The organism is Massilia sp. Masssp93 (assembly GCF_059491295.1).
This window is the reverse complement of record NZ_CP168502.1, coordinates 4,264,604-4,281,561: the sequence shown is the minus strand read 5'-3', so window position 1 is coordinate 4,281,561 and position 16,958 is coordinate 4,264,604. Positions and strand designations below refer to the sequence as shown.

Annotated in this window: 14 protein-coding genes; 7 read left to right on the top strand and 7 right to left on the bottom strand. The window is 60.6% G+C overall.

Translation table 11 applies throughout. From position 1 onward, the window contains the following. Positions 1 to 12: 12 nt before the first annotated feature. The 4 genes from acnA to ACEN9Q_RS17575 form a co-directional block, all read right to left on the bottom strand. Positions 13 to 2,721 (bottom strand): aconitate hydratase AcnA, encoded by a 2,709-nt coding sequence (acnA, locus tag ACEN9Q_RS17590; RefSeq protein WP_495625471.1) that lies wholly within the window; start codon positions 2,719 to 2,721, stop codon positions 13 to 15. A 111-nt stretch (positions 2,722 to 2,832) separates the two neighbouring features. Next, positions 2,833 to 3,348, bottom strand: coding sequence for a hypothetical protein (locus ACEN9Q_RS17585; RefSeq protein WP_495625470.1), 516 nt, complete (start codon positions 3,346 to 3,348; stop codon positions 2,833 to 2,835). Next, the gene (locus tag ACEN9Q_RS17580) at positions 3,348 to 4,337 is read right to left on the bottom strand and encodes an HpcH/HpaI aldolase/citrate lyase family protein (protein WP_495625469.1); all 990 of its coding nucleotides are present in this window, start codon (positions 4,335 to 4,337) and stop codon (positions 3,348 to 3,350) included. Before ACEN9Q_RS17580 ends, ACEN9Q_RS17585 begins: the two co-directional genes overlap by 1 nt. Positions 4,338 to 4,476: 139 nt before the next feature. Then, entirely contained in the window at positions 4,477 to 5,463 is a 987-nt protein-coding gene (locus ACEN9Q_RS17575; RefSeq protein ID WP_495625468.1) for a malate dehydrogenase, read from the bottom strand. 262 nt (positions 5,464 to 5,725) lie between these two features. Here ACEN9Q_RS17575 and ACEN9Q_RS17570 point away from each other — a divergent pair, with 262 nt between their 5' ends. From ACEN9Q_RS17570 to gltA, 7 genes are all read left to right on the top strand, one after another. Further along, positions 5,726 to 6,523 carry a GntR family transcriptional regulator gene (locus tag ACEN9Q_RS17570; RefSeq protein ID WP_495625467.1) on the top strand — a complete coding sequence of 266 codons (798 nt, stop codon included), beginning with the start codon at positions 5,726 to 5,728 and terminating at the stop codon, positions 6,521 to 6,523. 203 nt (positions 6,524 to 6,726) lie between these two features. Next, on the top strand, positions 6,727 to 7,149 hold the full coding sequence (sdhC, locus tag ACEN9Q_RS17565) for a succinate dehydrogenase, cytochrome b556 subunit (RefSeq protein WP_495625466.1): 423 nt from the start codon (positions 6,727 to 6,729) through the stop codon (positions 7,147 to 7,149). A gap of 5 nt (positions 7,150 to 7,154) precedes the next feature. Continuing rightward, positions 7,155 to 7,523: a succinate dehydrogenase, hydrophobic membrane anchor protein gene (gene sdhD, locus ACEN9Q_RS17560; protein ID WP_322404968.1), complete on the top strand. Its 369-nt coding sequence runs from the start codon at positions 7,155 to 7,157 to the stop codon at positions 7,521 to 7,523. A gap of 2 nt (positions 7,524 to 7,525) precedes the next feature. Then, positions 7,526 to 9,304 carry a succinate dehydrogenase flavoprotein subunit gene (gene sdhA / locus ACEN9Q_RS17555; RefSeq protein ID WP_495625465.1) on the top strand — a complete coding sequence of 593 codons (1,779 nt, stop codon included), beginning with the start codon at positions 7,526 to 7,528 and terminating at the stop codon, positions 9,302 to 9,304. Between the two features lie 12 nt (positions 9,305 to 9,316). Further along, entirely contained in the window at positions 9,317 to 10,027 is a 711-nt protein-coding gene (locus tag ACEN9Q_RS17550; RefSeq protein WP_495625464.1) for a succinate dehydrogenase iron-sulfur subunit, read from the top strand. A 284-nt stretch (positions 10,028 to 10,311) separates the two neighbouring features. Further along, positions 10,312 to 10,578 carry an FAD assembly factor SdhE gene (locus ACEN9Q_RS17545; RefSeq protein ID WP_047823985.1) on the top strand — a complete coding sequence of 89 codons (267 nt, stop codon included), beginning with the start codon at positions 10,312 to 10,314 and terminating at the stop codon, positions 10,576 to 10,578. Positions 10,579 to 10,663: 85 nt separating this feature from the next. Then, positions 10,664 to 11,965 (top strand): citrate synthase, encoded by a 1,302-nt coding sequence (gene gltA, locus ACEN9Q_RS17540; protein WP_495625463.1) that lies wholly within the window; start codon positions 10,664 to 10,666, stop codon positions 11,963 to 11,965. A 901-nt stretch (positions 11,966 to 12,866) separates the two neighbouring features. Here the strand turns inward: gltA and ACEN9Q_RS17535 are convergent. The 3 genes from ACEN9Q_RS17535 to ACEN9Q_RS17525 all read right to left on the bottom strand — a co-directional run bounded on the left by ACEN9Q_RS17535 (position 12,867) and on the right by ACEN9Q_RS17525 (position 16,893). Next, the gene (locus tag ACEN9Q_RS17535) at positions 12,867 to 14,708 is read right to left on the bottom strand and encodes a hypothetical protein (protein WP_495625462.1); all 1,842 of its coding nucleotides are present in this window, start codon (positions 14,706 to 14,708) and stop codon (positions 12,867 to 12,869) included. A 132-nt stretch (positions 14,709 to 14,840) separates the two neighbouring features. Further along, positions 14,841 to 16,118 carry a TolC family protein gene (locus tag ACEN9Q_RS17530; RefSeq protein WP_495625461.1) on the bottom strand — a complete coding sequence of 426 codons (1,278 nt, stop codon included), beginning with the start codon at positions 16,116 to 16,118 and terminating at the stop codon, positions 14,841 to 14,843. Positions 16,119 to 16,311: 193 nt separating this feature from the next. Further along, positions 16,312 to 16,893 carry a hypothetical protein gene (locus tag ACEN9Q_RS17525; RefSeq protein ID WP_495625460.1) on the bottom strand — a complete coding sequence of 194 codons (582 nt, stop codon included), beginning with the start codon at positions 16,891 to 16,893 and terminating at the stop codon, positions 16,312 to 16,314. Positions 16,894 to 16,958 lie beyond the last annotated feature (65 nt).

Here is a 16,958-nt window from a genome sequence, read left to right as displayed (position 1 = left end):
CTCTTCAGCAGATTACGCCGCCAGCAGCTGGCGCAGCACGAACGGCAGGATGCCGCCATGCTTGTAGTAATCCACTTCGATCGGCGTATCGATGCGCAGCAGGACCGACGTTTCCTTCGTCGAACCGTCGGCGCGGTGGATGACGAGGGTCGCCTGCATCTGCGGACGGATCTCGCCTTCCAGGCCCTTCAGGTCATACGTCTCGGTGCCGGTGATGCCGAGCGAATCGACGCTGTCGTCGCCCAGGAACTGCAGCGGCAGCACGCCCATGCCGACCAGGTTCGAACGGTGGATGCGCTCGAACGAACGGGCGATCACGGCCTTCACGCCCAGCAGCTGGGTGCCTTTCGCGGCCCAGTCGCGCGAGGAGCCGGTGCCGTATTCTTCGCCCGCGAAGATCATCGTCGGGGTGCCTTCCGCGATGTACTTCATGGCCGCGTCGTAGATCGACAGCTGTTCGCCGCTCGGCTGGTGCAGCGTGATGCCGCCTTCGACCGCGGAACCGTCGGCCTTCGGCGGGATCATCCTGTTCTTGATGCGGACGTTCGCGAACGTACCGCGCATCATGATCTCGTGATTGCCGCGGCGCGAGCCGTACGAGTTGAAGTCGGCCTTGATGACGCCGTGGTCCTTCAGCCATTTACCGGCCGGACCGTCTTCCTTGATCGAACCGGCCGGCGAGATGTGGTCGGTGGTGATCGAGTCGCCGAACACGCCCAGCGCGCGCGCGCCCTGGACGCCGGCGGCGGCGGCCTTCGGGGTCATCTCGAAGTCGCCGAAGAACGGCGGCTCGGCGATGTAGGTCGACTCCGGCCAGTCGTAGACCTGGCCCGACACCGACGACACGGCTTCCCACAGCGCGCCCGGGTTGCCCTTGACGTCCGCGTAGTTGGCCTTGAAGACGTCCGAGTTCATCGCGAGCTTCATCAGGTCGTGGATTTCCTGCGAGGTCGGCCAGATGTCGCCAAGGTAGACGTCGACGCCGTCCGCACCCTTGCCGACCGGTTCCGTCATCAGGTCGCGCGTGACGTTGCCGGCGATCGCGTAGGCGACGACCAGCGGCGGCGAGGCCAGGAAGTTGGAGCGGATGTTCGGGTGGATGCGCGCCTCGAAGTTGCGGTTGCCCGACAGGACGGCGGCGGCGATGATGTCGTTCGACGTGATCGCGGCGTTCAGTTCCGGGGTCAGGTCGCCGGCGTTGCCGATGCAGGTCGTGCAGCCGTAGGCGGTCACGCCGAAGCCCAGTTGCGTCAGGTACGGCAGCAGGCCGGCCGCTTCCAGGTAGTTGGTGACGACGCGCGATCCCGGCGCCAGCGACGATTTGATGTGCGGTGCGACGCTCAAGCCTTTTTCGACGGCCTTCTTGGCCAAGAGGCCCGCGGCCAGCATCACGCTCGGGTTCGACGTGTTGGTGCACGACGTGATCGCGGCGATCAGCACGTCGCCGTTCTTCACGCGCACGCCGTTGGTCGTTTCGTAGACCTTCGACAGGTCTTCCGGCGATTTGTTGAAGCCGTTTTCGCTGGTCGGCTTGGAGAACAGGTCGGCGAAGTTGGCCTTCACGTTGCCCAGTTCTATGCGGTCCTGCGGACGCTTCGGACCGGCCAGCGACGGGGTGACGGTCGCCAGGTCGAGCGACACGACGCGGGTGTAGTCGATCTCGCCGGCGTGCGGGATGCCGAACAGTTGCTGGGCCTTGAAGTAGTTTTCGAAGGCGGCCAGTTCTTCTTCGGTGCGGCCGGTGCCGCGGAAGTAGTCGACGGTCTTGTCGTCGACCGGGAAGAAGCCCATCGTCGCGCCGTATTCCGGTGCCATGTTGCCGATGGTGGCGCGGTCGGTGGTCGACAGCGAGGCGGTGCCTTCGCCGAAGAATTCCACGAACTTGCCGACGACCTTCTCCTTGCGCAGCATCTCGGTGATGGTCAGCACCAGGTCGGTCGCGGTGCAGCCTTCGCGCAGCGTGCCGGTCAGGTTGACGCCGATGACGTCCGGGGTCAGGAAGTAGACCGGCTGGCCCAGCATGCCGGCTTCCGCCTCGATGCCGCCCACGCCCCAGCCGACGACGCCGACACCGTTGATCATGGTGGTGTGCGAGTCGGTGCCGACCAGGGTGTCCGGGTAGTACACGCCGTCGTTCTTCATCACGCCGCGCGCCAGGTACTCGAGGTTCACCTGGTGCACGATGCCGAAGCCCGGCGGCACGACGCCGAACGTGTCGAATGCCTGCATGCCCCACTTCATGAACTGGTAGCGCTCGTTATTGCGCTGGAACTCGATCTTCATGTTCAGGTCGAGCGCGTCCGGGGTGCGGAAGTGGTCGATGGTGACCGAGTGGTCGACGACCAGGTCCACCGGCACCAGCGGCTCGATCTTCTTCGGATCGGCGCCGGTCTTGGCGGCGACGTTGCGCATCGCGGCCAGGTCGGCCAGCAGCGGCACGCCGGTGAAGTCCTGCAGGACGACGCGGGCGACGACGAACGGGATTTCTTCGGTGCGGGCAGCGGTCGGGCCCCAGTTCGCCAACTGGCGGACGTGCTCTTCGGTGACCTTCTTGCCGTCGCAGTTGCGCAGCACGGATTCGAGGACGATGCGGATCGACACCGGCAGGCGCGACAGGTTCACGCCCAGGGATTCGGCGAGGGCCGGGAGGGAATGGAACTGGCCGGTCTGGCCCGCCGCGATGGGGAATTCCTTCAGCGTGTTCAGCGTGTTGTGAGACATAAAAGCTCCCTTCAGTAGAGGATTTTGTTGTTGCTGCGACAAACCCGGTTCGCTACGCCGTCGCCCCCGCGGAGGCGGGGACGACGTCCGATTGCATTCCGCGCCCAGGCATCAGCTTTTCTTTTCGGCCGGCGCCGCGGCCACCACCGGCTTGGCCTGCTCGGCATCCTTGCATTCGTTGGCCAGCTGGCGGTTCTGCTTCGAGTCGAGCAGGATGCCTTTCGACGGGATGCCGATCCAGACCAGCCCGACGTTCGTGTTTTCGTAGCGCTGCGCGCCCGTGGTCGTGCCCACCTTGTCCATGCGGCGCAGGTGGTTTTGCCAGCGCAGGGCGATGTGGCTGTCGTCCATCGGGTTGCGGTAGATGGCGACCTTGTTGTTCAGTTCGCACGAGTACTCGGCCATCGTCGTGTCCGTGACGTCCGGTTCCGGCTCGGTGTCGGCGACCGCCGGCTTCGGGGCTTCTTTTTTCGCCTTCTTGTGCTTGGAAGACCTGGCTTTTTCCTTCAGGACCTTGGTGGCCTTCGGATGCGTGTCGTGGGTGGTGGCGGATGCCGGCGCGCAAACACCGGCGGCCGCGAGCGCAAAGGCACAGGCGGCGGCGATTTGTTTCAGAGTGATGGACATCAGATGGATTCCGGTTGATTGACGAGTGCCGCGGCGGCATCCGGCAGCGCAAGGCCGGCCAGCTTCGCGCGCTGCAACACCGTCCAATAATATCGGTAGCTGGCGCGGTCGTGCAAGCGGCCGGCGTGGGCAATCGGGCCCCAGTCCTTCGCCATCGCCGCGGCCAGGATCGTGGTCGCTTCGTTCACTTCCGCCAGGCGCGGCGTGAACGCCTTGACGATCGGCTTGATCTGGTCGGGGTGGATGCTCCACATGCGGGTGAATCCGAACTCGGCGGCGGCGCGCTGGGCATCGTTGGCGACCACCGCGCTGTCCTTGATCTCGGTCGTCACATTATGCGAAGGGACTTTGTCGTGCGCATGACATGCAGCAACCATCTCCAGCTTCGCCCGCACGACGAGTGGGTGGGTAAATTGACCTGGTGTACGCATCGCGGCGGCCGGCACCGCGCCGTAGTGCGCCGAGACGAAGTCCATGATGCCGAACGACAGCGATTCGACCTGGGGGAGGGCGGCGATGGCGTACGCGTCGTGCAGGGCGCCGTGCGTCTCGATCAGCACGTGCAGCGGCAGGGCGGCGCGCCCGGCTTTCGCGGCCGCGCGGTTGACGGACTCCTGCGCGCGCAGGACGTCGTCGAGGCCGTTCGGCTTGGGCAGCATGACGTACGCGAGCTTTTGCGCGGCGGCGCCCACGATGATCTCGACGTCCTGCTCGAAGTGGCTGCTCGTGACGTCGTGCAGGCGCGCGCCGATGCGGTTGAACCGGTTGTCGTCGCCGCCCACGAGCGCCGCCACCAGTTCGGCGTGGGCGCGCTCGGCGCCGGCGCTGGCGCCGTCCTCGCAGTCGAAGGTGATGTCGAAAATCGGCCCAAGCTCTTGTTGCAGCGCCATCGACTTGCGCATCAGCTTCTCGCTGCCGGCGTAGTGGTCGCAGGCGGGGAGCAGCGGCGGCTGGCGTTGGCCCTGGAATAAAACCTCGGAAGGATGCATGTCGAGTCCTGGGTATGCATTACGTGGGCTCGGGGAGCCCACCCTACGAACCGTCCAGCGTCGTAGGGTGGGCACCCCGTGCCCACCAAGCGTGTGTGTTACGCCGGCATACGGCGGGCAAAAGTGCCCGCCCTATGATTTACAGCAGGTGAGCGACGCCTGCGCGCTCTTCGTTCAGTTCTTTCAGCGTCAGGTTGATGCGCTCTTGCGAGAACGGATCGATTTCCAGGCCTTGCACGATCTTGTATTCGCCGTTTTCGGTGGTCACCGGGAAGCCGAAGACGATGCCTTCCGGGATGCCGTACGAACCGTCCGACGGGACGCCCATCGTGGTCCACTTGCCGTTGGTGCCGAGCACCCAGTCACGCACGTGGTCGATGGCGGCGTTGGCGGCCGATGCGGCCGACGATGCGCCGCGGGCGTCGATGATGGCGGCGCCGCGCTTGCCGACGGTCGGCAGGAACGTGTTGGCGTTCCATTCCTGGTCGTTGATCAGGTCCTTGACCGATTTGCCGTCGACCGTGGCGAAACGGTAGTCGGCGTACATGGTCGGCGAGTGGTTGCCCCAGACGATCATCTTCTCGATGTCGCCGACGGCCGTGCCGGTCTTGGCAGCGACTTGCGACAGGGCGCGGTTGTGGTCCAGGCGCAGCATGGCGGTGAAGTTCTTGGCCGGCAGGTTCGGGGCCGATTTCATCGCGATGTGGGCGTTGGTGTTGGCCGGGTTGCCGACCACCAGGACTTTCACGTCACGCGACGCGACGGCATCCAGCGCCTTGCCCTGGACCGTGAAGATCTGGGCGTTGGCTTCCAGCAGGTCTTTACGCTCCATGCCCGGGCCGCGCGGACGGGCGCCGACCAGCAGGGCGACGTCCGCGTCCTTGAACGCGGTCATCGGATCGCTGTGGGCGGTCATGCCGGCCAGCAGCGGGAATGCGCAGTCTTCCAGTTCCATCATGACGCCCTTGAGCGCCTTCTGTGCTTTTTCGTTGTCGATTTCGAGCAGCTGCAGAATGACCGGCTGGTCCTTGCCCAGCATGTCGCCGTTGGCGATGCGGAACAGCAGGGAATAGCCGATCTGGCCGGCCGCGCCGGTTACGGCAACGCGCTTAGGGGTTTTAGCCATGATGAATCTCCAAAGTGGGAAAGAAAACGGGGCGACGCAGAAGGATACGCCTGTTTGGGAAAACCGCAATGATACCAAAAGCGCCATCCAGAAGCGGGCGTGCGGCGCATTGCTGACAGGCGGGCGCCCACGCTCGATCGACCGCGAGTGTAGTCCTGCGCCATTCCATCTGTCAATTCATATCATATGTCTTATATAAGACACATAATCCGAGGGTTTCTTCACTGGACGGACCAGGGGATTTATGAAAAAATCGCAGTCTATGAACCAAGCCTCGTCCAATCCGAACAGCAGTGGCGCCACGACTACGGGCGCCGGCAGCGCTGTCGGCGGCGCGGCGCCGTCCCCCACATTTTCGCCACTGTACCAGCAGATCAAGGCGCTCATCACCCAGAGCCTGCAGTCCGGCGAATGGAAACCGGGCGAACTGATCCCCAGTGAAGTCGAGCTGGCCGGCCGCTACAAGGTCAGCCAGGGCACGGTGCGCAAGGCCATCGACGAGCTTGCCGCCGAGCACCTCGTCGTGCGCCGCCAGGGCAAGGGCACGTTCGTCGCGACCCACAACGAGGCGCGCGCCCACTTCCGTTTCCTCAAGCTGATGCCCGACGAAGGCGTCCCCCAGCATTTCGAGCACGAATACCTCGAGGTCAAGCGCATCCGCGCGCCGGCCGAGGTGGCGCGCCTGCTCGACCTGAAATCGGGCGATGCCGTGGTCTACATCAAGCGCCTGATGAGCGACAGCGGCGCGCCCACGATCCTCGAGGAATTGTGGCTGCCCGGGGTTTTGTTCAAGGGACTGACGGGCGAGCGCCTGGCGGAATACAAGGGGCCGATGTACGGCCTGTTCGAATCCGAATTCGGCACGCGCATGATCCGCGCGACGGAAAAAATCCGGGCCGTGGCGGCCGATGCACCGACGGCGCTGGCGCTGAAAGTGGCGGAAGGAACGCCGTTGCTGTGCGCGGACCGGGTGTCGTTCACGTATGGGGACAAGGCGGTGGAACTGCGGCGCGGTTTGTATCTGACCGCCAAGCATCATTACCAAAACGAATTGTCCTGAATAGTTTTTGCGCTGGCTCTATGCTGGTGCAGTAATCGCTGGCAGCGATTACAATGTTTTGATTTTGGGAAAGCGTCGAAGAGGCCCGATCGGCGCGTTTCAGCCTGGATCTGGCAGCGAAAAAGCCGGAATCCGTGCAGGTCGCAAAATCGGCGTAGTCCGGGTTCCAATATAAATAAGTCAGTTTTAAGGGAGGTGTTCCAATGTCCGAAGCCGTGAAAAACGCGCAAAAAAGAGGGCAGCCGATCCGTAATGTGAGCATTACGGACATCACGATGAATTACAAGCAGCCGCCGTCGGCCATCGTGTCGATCCTGCACCGTATCAGCGGCTTCGTGCTGTTCCTCTTCCTGCCGTTCCTGCTCTACCTGTTCGAGCAGAGCGTGCGTTCCGAGATCTCGTTCGCGCACTTCGCCGGGATCGTCAGCCATCCGTTCACGAAGATCGTCATCCTCGGCCTGTCCTGGGGTTACCTGCACCACTTCTGCGCCGGCATCCGCCACCTGTTCATGGACAACCACATGGCCCTCGACAAGGACGCCGCGCAGCGCACCGCGCGCTACGTGCTGATCGTGAGCCTGGTCCTGACCCTGCTGGTCGCCCTCAAACTGTTCGGAGTGTTTTAATAATCATGGCTACCCCCAACAACATCGGACAGCGCCGCCTCGTCGTCGGCGCGCACTACGGCATGCGCGACTGGCTGGCGCAGCGCGTCACCGCCATCGTGATGGTCGTGTTTACGGTCATCCTGCTGGTCTCGTTCCTGACCGGGCAAAACTTCACCTACGAAGGCTGGGCCGGTCTGTTCGCCCGCCAGTGGTTCAAGCTTTTCACGATGGTCACGTTCTTCGGCCTGTTCTACCACGTGTGGGTCGGCATCCGTGACATCTGGATGGACTACGTCAAACCGGTCGGCATCCGCCTGACCCTGCAGATCGCCACGGTGCTCTGGCTGCTCGCCTGCGCCGCCTGGACTGTGCAAATTCTCTGGAGCGTGTAATCGTGGCAGCAATCAAACCCGCAATCCCCGTCCGTCATTTCGACGTGGTCATCGTCGGCGCCGGCGGATCCGGCCTGCGCGCCGCACTGCAGTTATCCGAAGCCGGCCTGAATGTGGCCGTGCTGTCGAAAGTCTTCCCGACCCGTTCGCACACCGTCGCGGCGCAGGGCGGCATCGGCGCCTCGCTCGGCAACATGAGCGAGGACGACTGGTACTGGCACATGTTCGATACCGTGAAAGGGTCGGACTACCTGGGCGACCAGGACGCCATCGAATTCATGTGCCGCGAAGCGCCGAAGGTCGTGTACGAGCTCGAACACTTCGGCATGCCGTTCGACCGCAACCCGGACGGCACGATCTACCAGCGTCCGTTCGGCGGCCACACCGCCAACTTCGGCGAGAAGCCGGTGCAGCGCGCCTGCGCCGCTGCCGACCGCACCGGCCACGCGCTACTGCACACGCTGTATCAACGCAACGTCCGTTCGCGCACCCACTTCTTCGTCGAGTGGCAGGCGCTGGACCTCGTGCGCAATGCCGACGGCGACGTCCTCGGCGTCGTCGCGCTGGAAATGGAAACGGGCGACGTCATGATGCTGCAGGCGAAAACGACCGTGTTCGCCACGGGCGGCGCGGGCCGCATCTTCGCCGCGTCGACCAACGCCTTCATCAACACCGGCGACGGCCTGGGCATGGCGGCGCGTGCCGGCATCCCGCTGCAGGACATGGAGTTCTGGCAGTTCCACCCGACCGGCGTGGCCGGCGCGGGCGTCCTGATCACGGAAGGCGTGCGCGGCGAGGGCGGCATCCTGATCAACTCGAACGGCGAACGCTTCATGGAGCGCTACGCGCCCACGCTGAAAGACCTGGCGCCGCGCGACTTCGTGTCGCGTTCGATGGACCAGGAAATCAAGGAAGGCCGCGGCGTCGGCCCGAACAAGGACCACGTGCTGCTCGACCTGCGCCACATCGGTGCCGATACCATCCGCAAGCGCCTGCCGTCGATCCTGGAAATCGGCCACAAGTTCGCCAACGTCGACGCGACCAAGGAACCGATTCCCGTCGTCCCGACCATCCACTATCAGATGGGCGGTATCCCGACCAACATCCACGGCCAGGTCGTCACCCCGGACGGCACCGGTTCGCAGAAGGTCGTCAATGGCCTGTACGCGATCGGCGAATGCTCGTGCGTGTCGGTGCACGGCGCGAACCGTCTCGGCACGAACTCGCTCCTGGACCTGGTGGTGTTCGGCCGCGCGGCCGGCAACCACATCGTCGCGCAGAACCTGAAGGAGCAGGGCAACCGCGCGCTGCCGGCGGACTTCGCCGACTACGCGCTGGGCCGCCTGAATCGCCTGGAGAATTCGAGCGGCGGCGAGAAGGTGCAGGACGTGGCCAACGCGATCCGCGCCACGATGCAGAAGCACTGCGGCGTGTTCCGCACGCAGGCGCTGATGGACGAGGGCGTGCGCGAGATCATGGCGCTGGACGAGCGCCGCAAGCACGTCTCGTTCAAGGACAAGTCGAAGGTGTTCAACACGGCGCGCATCGAAGCGATCGAGCTGGACAACCTGATCGAAGTGGCCAAGGCGACCGTGGTGTCGGCGGCGGCGCGCAAGGAATCGCGCGGCGCCCACGCCCACAGCGATTTCGAGCACCGCGACGACGAGAACTGGATGAAGCACACCCTGTTCTACTCGGAGAACAATCGCCTCGACTACAAGCCGGTCGTGACCAAGCCGCTCACCGTCGACACGTTCAAACCGAAGCCCCGCACGTTCTAATTTAGGCAAATCATGGCACGCACAGTCCACCTGAAAATCTACCGCTACGATCCTGACAAGGATGCGAAGCCCTATATGCAAGACGTCACCGTCGAGCTGAAAGACACCGACAAGATGCTGCTCGATGCGCTGCAGCGCATCAAGGCCGACGTCGACGACTCGCTGGCGCTGCGCCGCTCCTGCCGCGAAGGCGTGTGCGGTTCGGACGCGATGAACATCAACGGCAAGAACGGCCTCGCTTGCACGACGAACCTGAACGAGCTGACGCAGCCGATCGTGCTGCGTCCGCTGCCGGGCCTGCCGGTCATCCGCGACCTGATCGTGGACATGACCAACTTCTTCAAGCAGTACCACTCGATCAAGCCGTACCTGATCAACGACTCGATCCCGCCGGAGAAGGAGCGCCTGCAATCGCCGGAAGAACGCGAGGAGCTGGACGGCGTGTACGAGTGCATCCTGTGCGCGTGCTGCTCGACGTCGTGCCCGTCGTTCTGGTGGAATCCGGACAAGTTCGTGGGCCCGGCCGGCCTGCTGCAGGCCTACCGCTTCATCGCCGACTCGCGCGACGAAGCGACGGCCGAGCGCCTGGACAACCTGGAAGACCCGTACCGCCTGTTCCGCTGCCACTCGATCATGAATTGCACGGACGTGTGCCCGAAGGGTCTGAATCCGAACAAGGCCATCGGCAAGATCAAGGAATTGCTGGTGCGCCGGGCGATCTGAGCCGGTCGTCCATGCATGACGTCCGCGTGGGCACGGTGTGCCCACCCTACGAATCGGCGATGCATGCGTTTGGTGATGCATGCGTTCGGCGATGCATGCGTTTGGTGGGCGGGGGCCGCCCACCCTACGGTTTGGTGATGCATGCGTACCAAACGTAGGGTGGGCACCCCGTGCCCACCAAATGCCGGCGTAACGCAATTAATATTGCTTAAATATAGTAAAACTACCGTACTGTCGACTGCCTGCAGCCGGAGTATAGTGTTGACCCAACAACGGACTCTAGTGTGAAAACGCATCAATCCGATCCCGCCAACCGTGCCCGCCTGCGCTGGCGTGCCCGTCGCGGCCTGCTCGAGAACGACCTGATCCTCACGCGCTTCCTCGACGCGCATGAAGAAGAACTGACGGACGAGGAAGTCGATGCGCTGACCCGTTTGCTGGACCTGGCGGACAACCCGCTGATGGACCTGCTGCTGGGCCGCGCCGAGCCCGAAGGCGAGGTCGACCTGCCGCACGTGCGTGCCCTGGTGGCGCGCCTGCGGCAAGCCTGAGGCGTCCACGCTGTCACGGACGCCGGTAACGAAACCGGAAGATTTCGTTTTTATCTTGTACCCACCTCCCAAAGAAGGAAGTGCCATGAACATCTCTGATACCAAAGCCACTCTGTCGTTCTCGGACGGCAGCCCATCGGTAGACATGCCGATCTACAAGGGCACGATCGGCCCGGACGTCATCGACATCCGCAAGCTGTACGGCCAGACCGGCAAGTTCACCTATGACCCTGGCTTCATGTCGACGGCCGCCTGCCAGTCGGCCATCACGTACATCGATGGCGACAAGGGCGAGCTGCTGTACCGCGGCTACCCGATCGAACAGCTGGCCGTCAATTGCGACTTCCTGGAGAGCTGCTACCTGCTGCTGAACGGCGAACTGCCGAACGCCGCGCAGAAGGAAAAGTTCGTCACCACCGTGACCAAGCACACGATGGTCCACGAGCAGATGCAATTCTTCTTCCGCGGCTTCCGCCGCGACGCGCATCCGATGTCGGTGCTGGTGGGTACGGTCGGCGCGCTGGCGTCGTTCTACCACGACTCGCTGGACATCAACGACGCGAACCAGCGCGAAATCTCGGCCATCCGCCTGATCGCCAAGCTGCCGACCCTGGTCGCGATGGCTTATAAATACTCGGTCGGCCAGCCGTTCGTGTACCCGCGCAACGACCTGTCGTACAGCGCGAACTTCATGCGCATGATGTTCGGCAACCCGTGCGAAGAGTACAAGGTCAACGACGTCCTCGTCCGCGCCCTGGACCGCATCCTGATCCTGCACGCCGACCACGAGCAGAACGCATCGACCTCGACCGTCCGTCTGGCCGGTTCGTCGGGCGCCAACCCGTTCGCCTGTATCGCAGCCGGTATCGCCTGCCTGTGGGGCCCGGCCCACGGCGGCGCGAACGAAGCCGCACTGAACATGCTGAAGGAAATCGGCAGCGTCGAGAACATCCCGGCCTTCATCGAGAAGGTCAAGGACAAGAACTCGGGTGTGAAGCTGATGGGCTTCGGTCACCGCGTGTACAAGAACTTCGACCCGCGCGCCAAGCTGATGCGCGAAACCTGCTACGAGGTGCTGAACGAACTGGGCCTGCAGGACGACCCGCTGTTCAAGCTGGCGATGGAACTGGAAAAGATCGCCCTGAACGACGACTACTTCGTGTCGCGCAAGCTGTACCCGAACGTCGACTTCTACTCGGGCATCGTGCAGTCGGCCCTGGGCATCCCGGTCTCGCTGTTCACCGGTATCTTCGCGATGGCCCGTACCATCGGCTGGATCGCCCAGTGGAACGAGATGATCGCCGACCCGGAACAGAAGATCGGCCGTCCGCGCCAGCTGTTCGTCGGTTCGCAGCGCCGCGACGTGCCGGCGATGGACAAGCGTTAATCCGCTAATCCGCGCCTGTCGTCATCGGAAAGCGAGCCTGCGGGCTCGCTTTTTTGTGTCTGGTCGAGCGTCAGTATGTCGGCGAACCATACTGGAATTCGCGTCACACGAACAAGGCGTCGCAAAGATCAGCATGCTCCACAAGTTGTTTAGACTTGACTGATCATCTCCAGCCCTGAAATTCACGCCCGATGTATCGGCTTCAGAGGCGGTTGCTATCGTTCAGCCAAGCGGCTTCCGGTCCGAGTTGGCCTGGCGCTGCATATCTGACAGAGAATAAAGCGCATCAGGCCGGCTTCCATCATTCGCCGGAATCAGCCAGGTCGCTACATGGTATGGATTACACAGCAACTATCGACATGGGGCCAATCGCGTCACGCACGGGCTAAACGACACACTAACGACGGCAACGGTGGACGCTAGTCAAACCGCGCATCTCATCAGGCGTCGGATGCCGCGCCATTGCTCCATTAAAACTTCAAGCGCCTGAACCCAGTCGACTGCCGAATGAACACACGTTTTCGATTCCCCTTGACATAGGCGATCGCGCGTCGCTCCCTGATAAATCGCCTCAGTTCCGCTATTGCTTCCACATCGAAGGGGCGAGAGAAAAGCACGTGCATTATGAATACAATATTTCCCTCTTGATATTCCCATAGCCTCGTCGGGAACTTCCCATAAGTCATCGCCATATGGATGCTGTCCTTGTTCACGCCTGCCCACGATACAAAGCCGATCGGGGCGCCAACCGGGTTGCGGAGAATAGTCAAGGTGCCAGCCTCCGCAGCGCATCTCAAGTTTGCCAAGGAGGCGGCGCTGACACCCAAATGCCGGCGGCTTACCAAGTCCAACGCGATGCCAAAGTCGTTCGAAACACCGTTTGTCACGTCAAACACCTTCCTTAAGTAGCAGGCTGAATGGAGCGATGAAGTCCATTGCCATTGCAATTGTTTGCGGCAGGCGCCAAAATCGCATGCTGATGAGCGACGGGCTGTTGCACGTCAAGATGTTGCAAGATCTTCGCAATTCGAATCAAGTAGAACGATGGATCGAAGTCGTTTCCCAATACGAGACACGCATGGCGCCGGGAAACGAAGTCCAGACAATCCGCATAACGTACGAATTCATGATGTGCGCCATCACTGACGACATATGTTCCGCTCGTTTCATCGAACGTTATCCGCACACGTCCGGCCTCCAGAATGACGATACATCCAGTCGTTGCGTCCGAAAATATCCACTTGGCGTATGCGATGCACTCGTCTATGTATTCGCCGACGTCGCCGGGGCGGTCCGCTTTCACAAGCCGATACAGATCCGACATGATGTTGTCTCTGTAGAAATAAGCCGATAGACAGGCCCAACGTAATGCTTTGATGGCACACGCCACTCGGCTATTCCTGAAAGTCGGTGTCCCCGCCGGACTCAGTTCGACCGACCGGAAAAATACGCTCTTGAACGCGTCAATAACCGCCGCGCCGTGCAAATCCGAACCGGAAAGAAGACGGTCAATTTTCATCGCGCCTTCTTTCGCATCCGCGAGCGATAAATATAACGATTGAATGAACTCGATGACCGGGTCGCTCGGATCCGGCAGATCGTCCAGTTCGCGAAGTACCTGTTTCGATTTTTTTATAACGAAAAGAAATGCCTTGGCGAGGCGCTCGGCGTGATCGCCTGCAGTAAAATCGGCCGCATCAAGCAGCGGTATCCCGAGGACAACCAAAGCATAATAGGTAAAGCAACTGTCGAATGCCTGTTGATAAAATTGCATCAAAGGTTCGATCCGAAAATTTACCAGATTGCTTTTGCCGTAAACATGTATCAACTCGCCTATGACGTGGTTTACGATTGTGGCGTCGTCGTAGAATGCCGTGTTTCCAGAAAAATTCCTGCCGCCACTTAGAAATCGGGCTTCGGTGAGATCGAGCCAGCGACCATCCATCGACATGTTCGAAGCCGTCAGTGAACCGTGGGTTATCCGCGCGGCCAAGGCAAACGCAAACTGCTTCGCGGAAGAAAAAATAAAGGTCCCAAGATACTGGATAAAATTATCGTCGCTACGAAGTATCTTCCTGAGTTGACGGTTAACCGCGCGTACACGCATCCTGTCTGCCATAATACCGGCGGATCTGGACGGTACAAAACGCGCCGCCCGCATGAAGTGGGCAGGCCTGAGCGAGCGTTCCCGAACGAGCAGCGCTCCAGGAGCCGGCAAAAGCCGGAAAGCGCCGTCTTGAATGCCGATCGATTGTAATGCGCCTGTCCTGGAGGTGTGGATGACGCCATATACCTTCACGCACCCCGACGGCAACAGATTATTCAGTACCGTTGAAAAAATCGCTTCGTAGGCCGCATCGGCCAGATGCAACGACCCGTAGGAATGCCATTTTGACTCGGAACTCGACTTTGCCATCGGGTTGGGACCGGCCCCTTTTATCTGCAAACCGGCATAATTCCCGGCCCGGCCGCCGCCGCCGTTATCTCCGACGCCATCGCCGCCATAACGCTCTGCTTGGTAGAGCCGCATGTTCGAAAAATCCAGTTCGGCAGCACCGAAACATTCGTTACCTTCCGGCACATACGAGAATAAACGAGCAAAAGCTTCGCTATCTGGAGGGCTGCCCATCACTCCCGTCAGGGCACGGGCCTCGTCATTATTGATCCAAACGGTTTCAGCCTGCGCAATACCGTAACATTTATACTCAACCAAATTTTCTCTGAAATCGTCAATGTTCAGCATATTTTTTCTTGTGAATTCCACATCACCGCGAATTACGAATCCGTTTCGTGGACGCCTTTACGAAGGCTGGCCGGAGGCTTAATTCGGTGGACTGCGAGCCTGAGCGTCAACCCGTTCCGATCCGGCCAGACTTCAATGAAGGGCATTGAGCTGATGATCGATCTCAACAAGATCGCTCTCCGACAGGCTGCCCGTGGCGTATTTCAATTTCGCACCGCTCACAAGAAACTGATATCGGGTCTTGACGAGTTCGTTGCTCACCTGTTGCTCCCGTTCGACCGCGTTGAGAAAATCGACCGTCGTCCTGAGGCCAACTTGAATGCCATTTCGCGTCGAGGCGACGCTCTTGTTTGCGAACTCGACAGCCTGGAGCAACACGACATATTGCTGTGACGTTGCCTTCAGATTCTCGTAGGCGTCGCGTGCCAATCCCTCCGCACTATCCATGGCCTGGTCCACGTTTGCATCGGCCTGCTGAAGCATCGCCTTTGACTCTCGTGTCTTTGCAAACATTTGGCCGCCAGAGAAGATCGGTATGTCAAGCCTGACGCCTATGGTTGAGACAATCCGGTTCGTGCTCACGTTTAACGGGAGCGTCAGGTTGCCGTTATCACGATTCCCTCCCCGCGTTGCGGTCAGGTTCAACGTCGGCAGATGATCGGCCTGGCTGCGCCGGACATCATTCAAAGCGATAACACGAGCAAGCTGTTTTTCAAGAACGCTCAGTGCCCCATTTCTTGCCCTGCCGGCCCAATCCGTCGATGAGCCCTTCGTTTCTATGACCGGGATATCGGACGTATAGTGAAGCTGACCGAGATCGGCCGTTCCGGTCAGGCGCCTCAATGCGTCCAACTTCAGGTCACGCTGTGACTTCTCGAACGCCAAGGAAGCTTGCGCGCGGTATCGAGCAACGGCCGCGTCTGAAACGTCAACGCCAACGCCAGTGCCCAAGCGCAACGCTTTTTCGGTGATTTCGTAATGCCTGACCAGGTTGGCGAGGGCCTTCTCGGAATTTTCTACAGTCTGGTTAGCCGTCAGCACATCAATGTAAGCCTGGCACACCCGCAAGATGAGATTCTGTTCAGTATCGGCATACTCGAGCTTTGCGAGTGCAAACTGGCGTTCCGACTGCGAATAATCGAGCCAGACTCCCGCATTGAAAAGCGGTTGAGTCAGCCGCAGTTCCCATCCTTTAGTCCCATATCCTCGACGCGTCCAATCTTCTTCTTCGAATGCTACGGAACCGTAGGTCCTGTCTTTTTGATAGTTTGCAGAAATGACCGGATAAAGCGAGCCTTTTGACTGCGACACCTTTGCACGAGCGGCTTCGACGCGGGATTTTCCGCCGGCAAGCTCCGGATCGCGCGCTCGCGCCGCGAGATAAGCTTCGTGCAACGTGATGGATTGCACGTTACTTGCACAAATCGCCATCGTGGCGCCAAGCAGTAAGGAAAAAATTTGAGGCACTCGCAAAATCAGTCTCCAACCAGACGCACGCGGTCAGCGCGCACGCGCCGCGTGTTGAGCAGTCATCAGTATTTTTTGAATCTGAAAAGCCTGACGAACATTCCGGCCTGCGATGGCGTTCGTCAAGCTTATGTGTTTAAGCGAAATTCGAGCTCAGTTCAAAATAGGATGGCGTCGAGTAATAGTTATCGTACGAGCTGCCGGTATCCCAGTTACTGGACGAAGGACTGAAGATATCGTTCATCGACTTCACCGAGTCGATAAAGCTCTGCGGCAAAAGGATATCGCCGACGCCAGGCATGATGGGCGCACTGTTCGGTAACCTGTTTTCGGTCAAGCCCATGCATTGCATCAGCGTCGAATCCACTGAGTTGCTGTTCTTCCCGAGGCCCAGGAACGGATAGCTCATATTCTGAGAATTCATCTGGTCTGCACAGCTCTCAGCAGCGGCCAGGCGATTCATCACATCCGCCTGCGAACCGGAGAAAACCACGGCCTGGGCCTGGGTGTCGTTGTAATACCGTATTCCGGGGGACTCGTACACCTTCAATTGGTCGCTGGGGAGATAACCGATCGGCTTGATATTCCCGGAAGAATCGGTGGCGAGGCCATCGAACTCCTTGAAGACCCTGCCCTGATCATCTTTGAATACAATAAGGTTATGGCCTGCAATGCCACCAATGAGTGGCTTCTGCGATTGAGTAATCGTATACGGCATTAATTTCTCCATTGAGGTAAAAAGAAAAGACTGCGCTGGCTTATATTATCTGGATTCTTGAGCCT

What these genes read in the sequence shown, in the direction of transcription:
- acnA (WP_495625471.1), bottom strand. Translation starts at nt 2,721, where the DNA reads ATGTCTCACAACACGCTGAACACGCTGAAGGAATTCCCCATCGCGGCG.
- ACEN9Q_RS17585 (WP_495625470.1), bottom strand. Translation starts at nt 3,348, where the DNA reads ATGTCCATCACTCTGAAACAAATCGCCGCCGCCTGTGCCTTTGCGCTC.
- ACEN9Q_RS17580 (WP_495625469.1), bottom strand. Translation starts at nt 4,337, where the DNA reads ATGCATCCTTCCGAGGTTTTATTCCAGGGCCAACGCCAGCCGCCGCTG.
- ACEN9Q_RS17575 (WP_495625468.1), bottom strand. Translation starts at nt 5,463, where the DNA reads ATGGCTAAAACCCCTAAGCGCGTTGCCGTAACCGGCGCGGCCGGCCAG.
- ACEN9Q_RS17570 (WP_495625467.1), top strand. Translation starts at nt 5,726, where the DNA reads ATGAACCAAGCCTCGTCCAATCCGAACAGCAGTGGCGCCACGACTACG.
- sdhC (WP_495625466.1), top strand. Translation starts at nt 6,727, where the DNA reads ATGTCCGAAGCCGTGAAAAACGCGCAAAAAAGAGGGCAGCCGATCCGT.
- sdhD (WP_322404968.1), top strand. Translation starts at nt 7,155, where the DNA reads ATGGCTACCCCCAACAACATCGGACAGCGCCGCCTCGTCGTCGGCGCG.
- ACEN9Q_RS17550 (WP_495625464.1), top strand. Translation starts at nt 9,317, where the DNA reads ATGGCACGCACAGTCCACCTGAAAATCTACCGCTACGATCCTGACAAG.
- gltA (WP_495625463.1), top strand. Translation starts at nt 10,664, where the DNA reads ATGAACATCTCTGATACCAAAGCCACTCTGTCGTTCTCGGACGGCAGC.
- ACEN9Q_RS17535 (WP_495625462.1), bottom strand. Translation starts at nt 14,708, where the DNA reads ATGCTGAACATTGACGATTTCAGAGAAAATTTGGTTGAGTATAAATGT.
- ACEN9Q_RS17525 (WP_495625460.1), bottom strand. Translation starts at nt 16,893, where the DNA reads ATGCCGTATACGATTACTCAATCGCAGAAGCCACTCATTGGTGGCATT.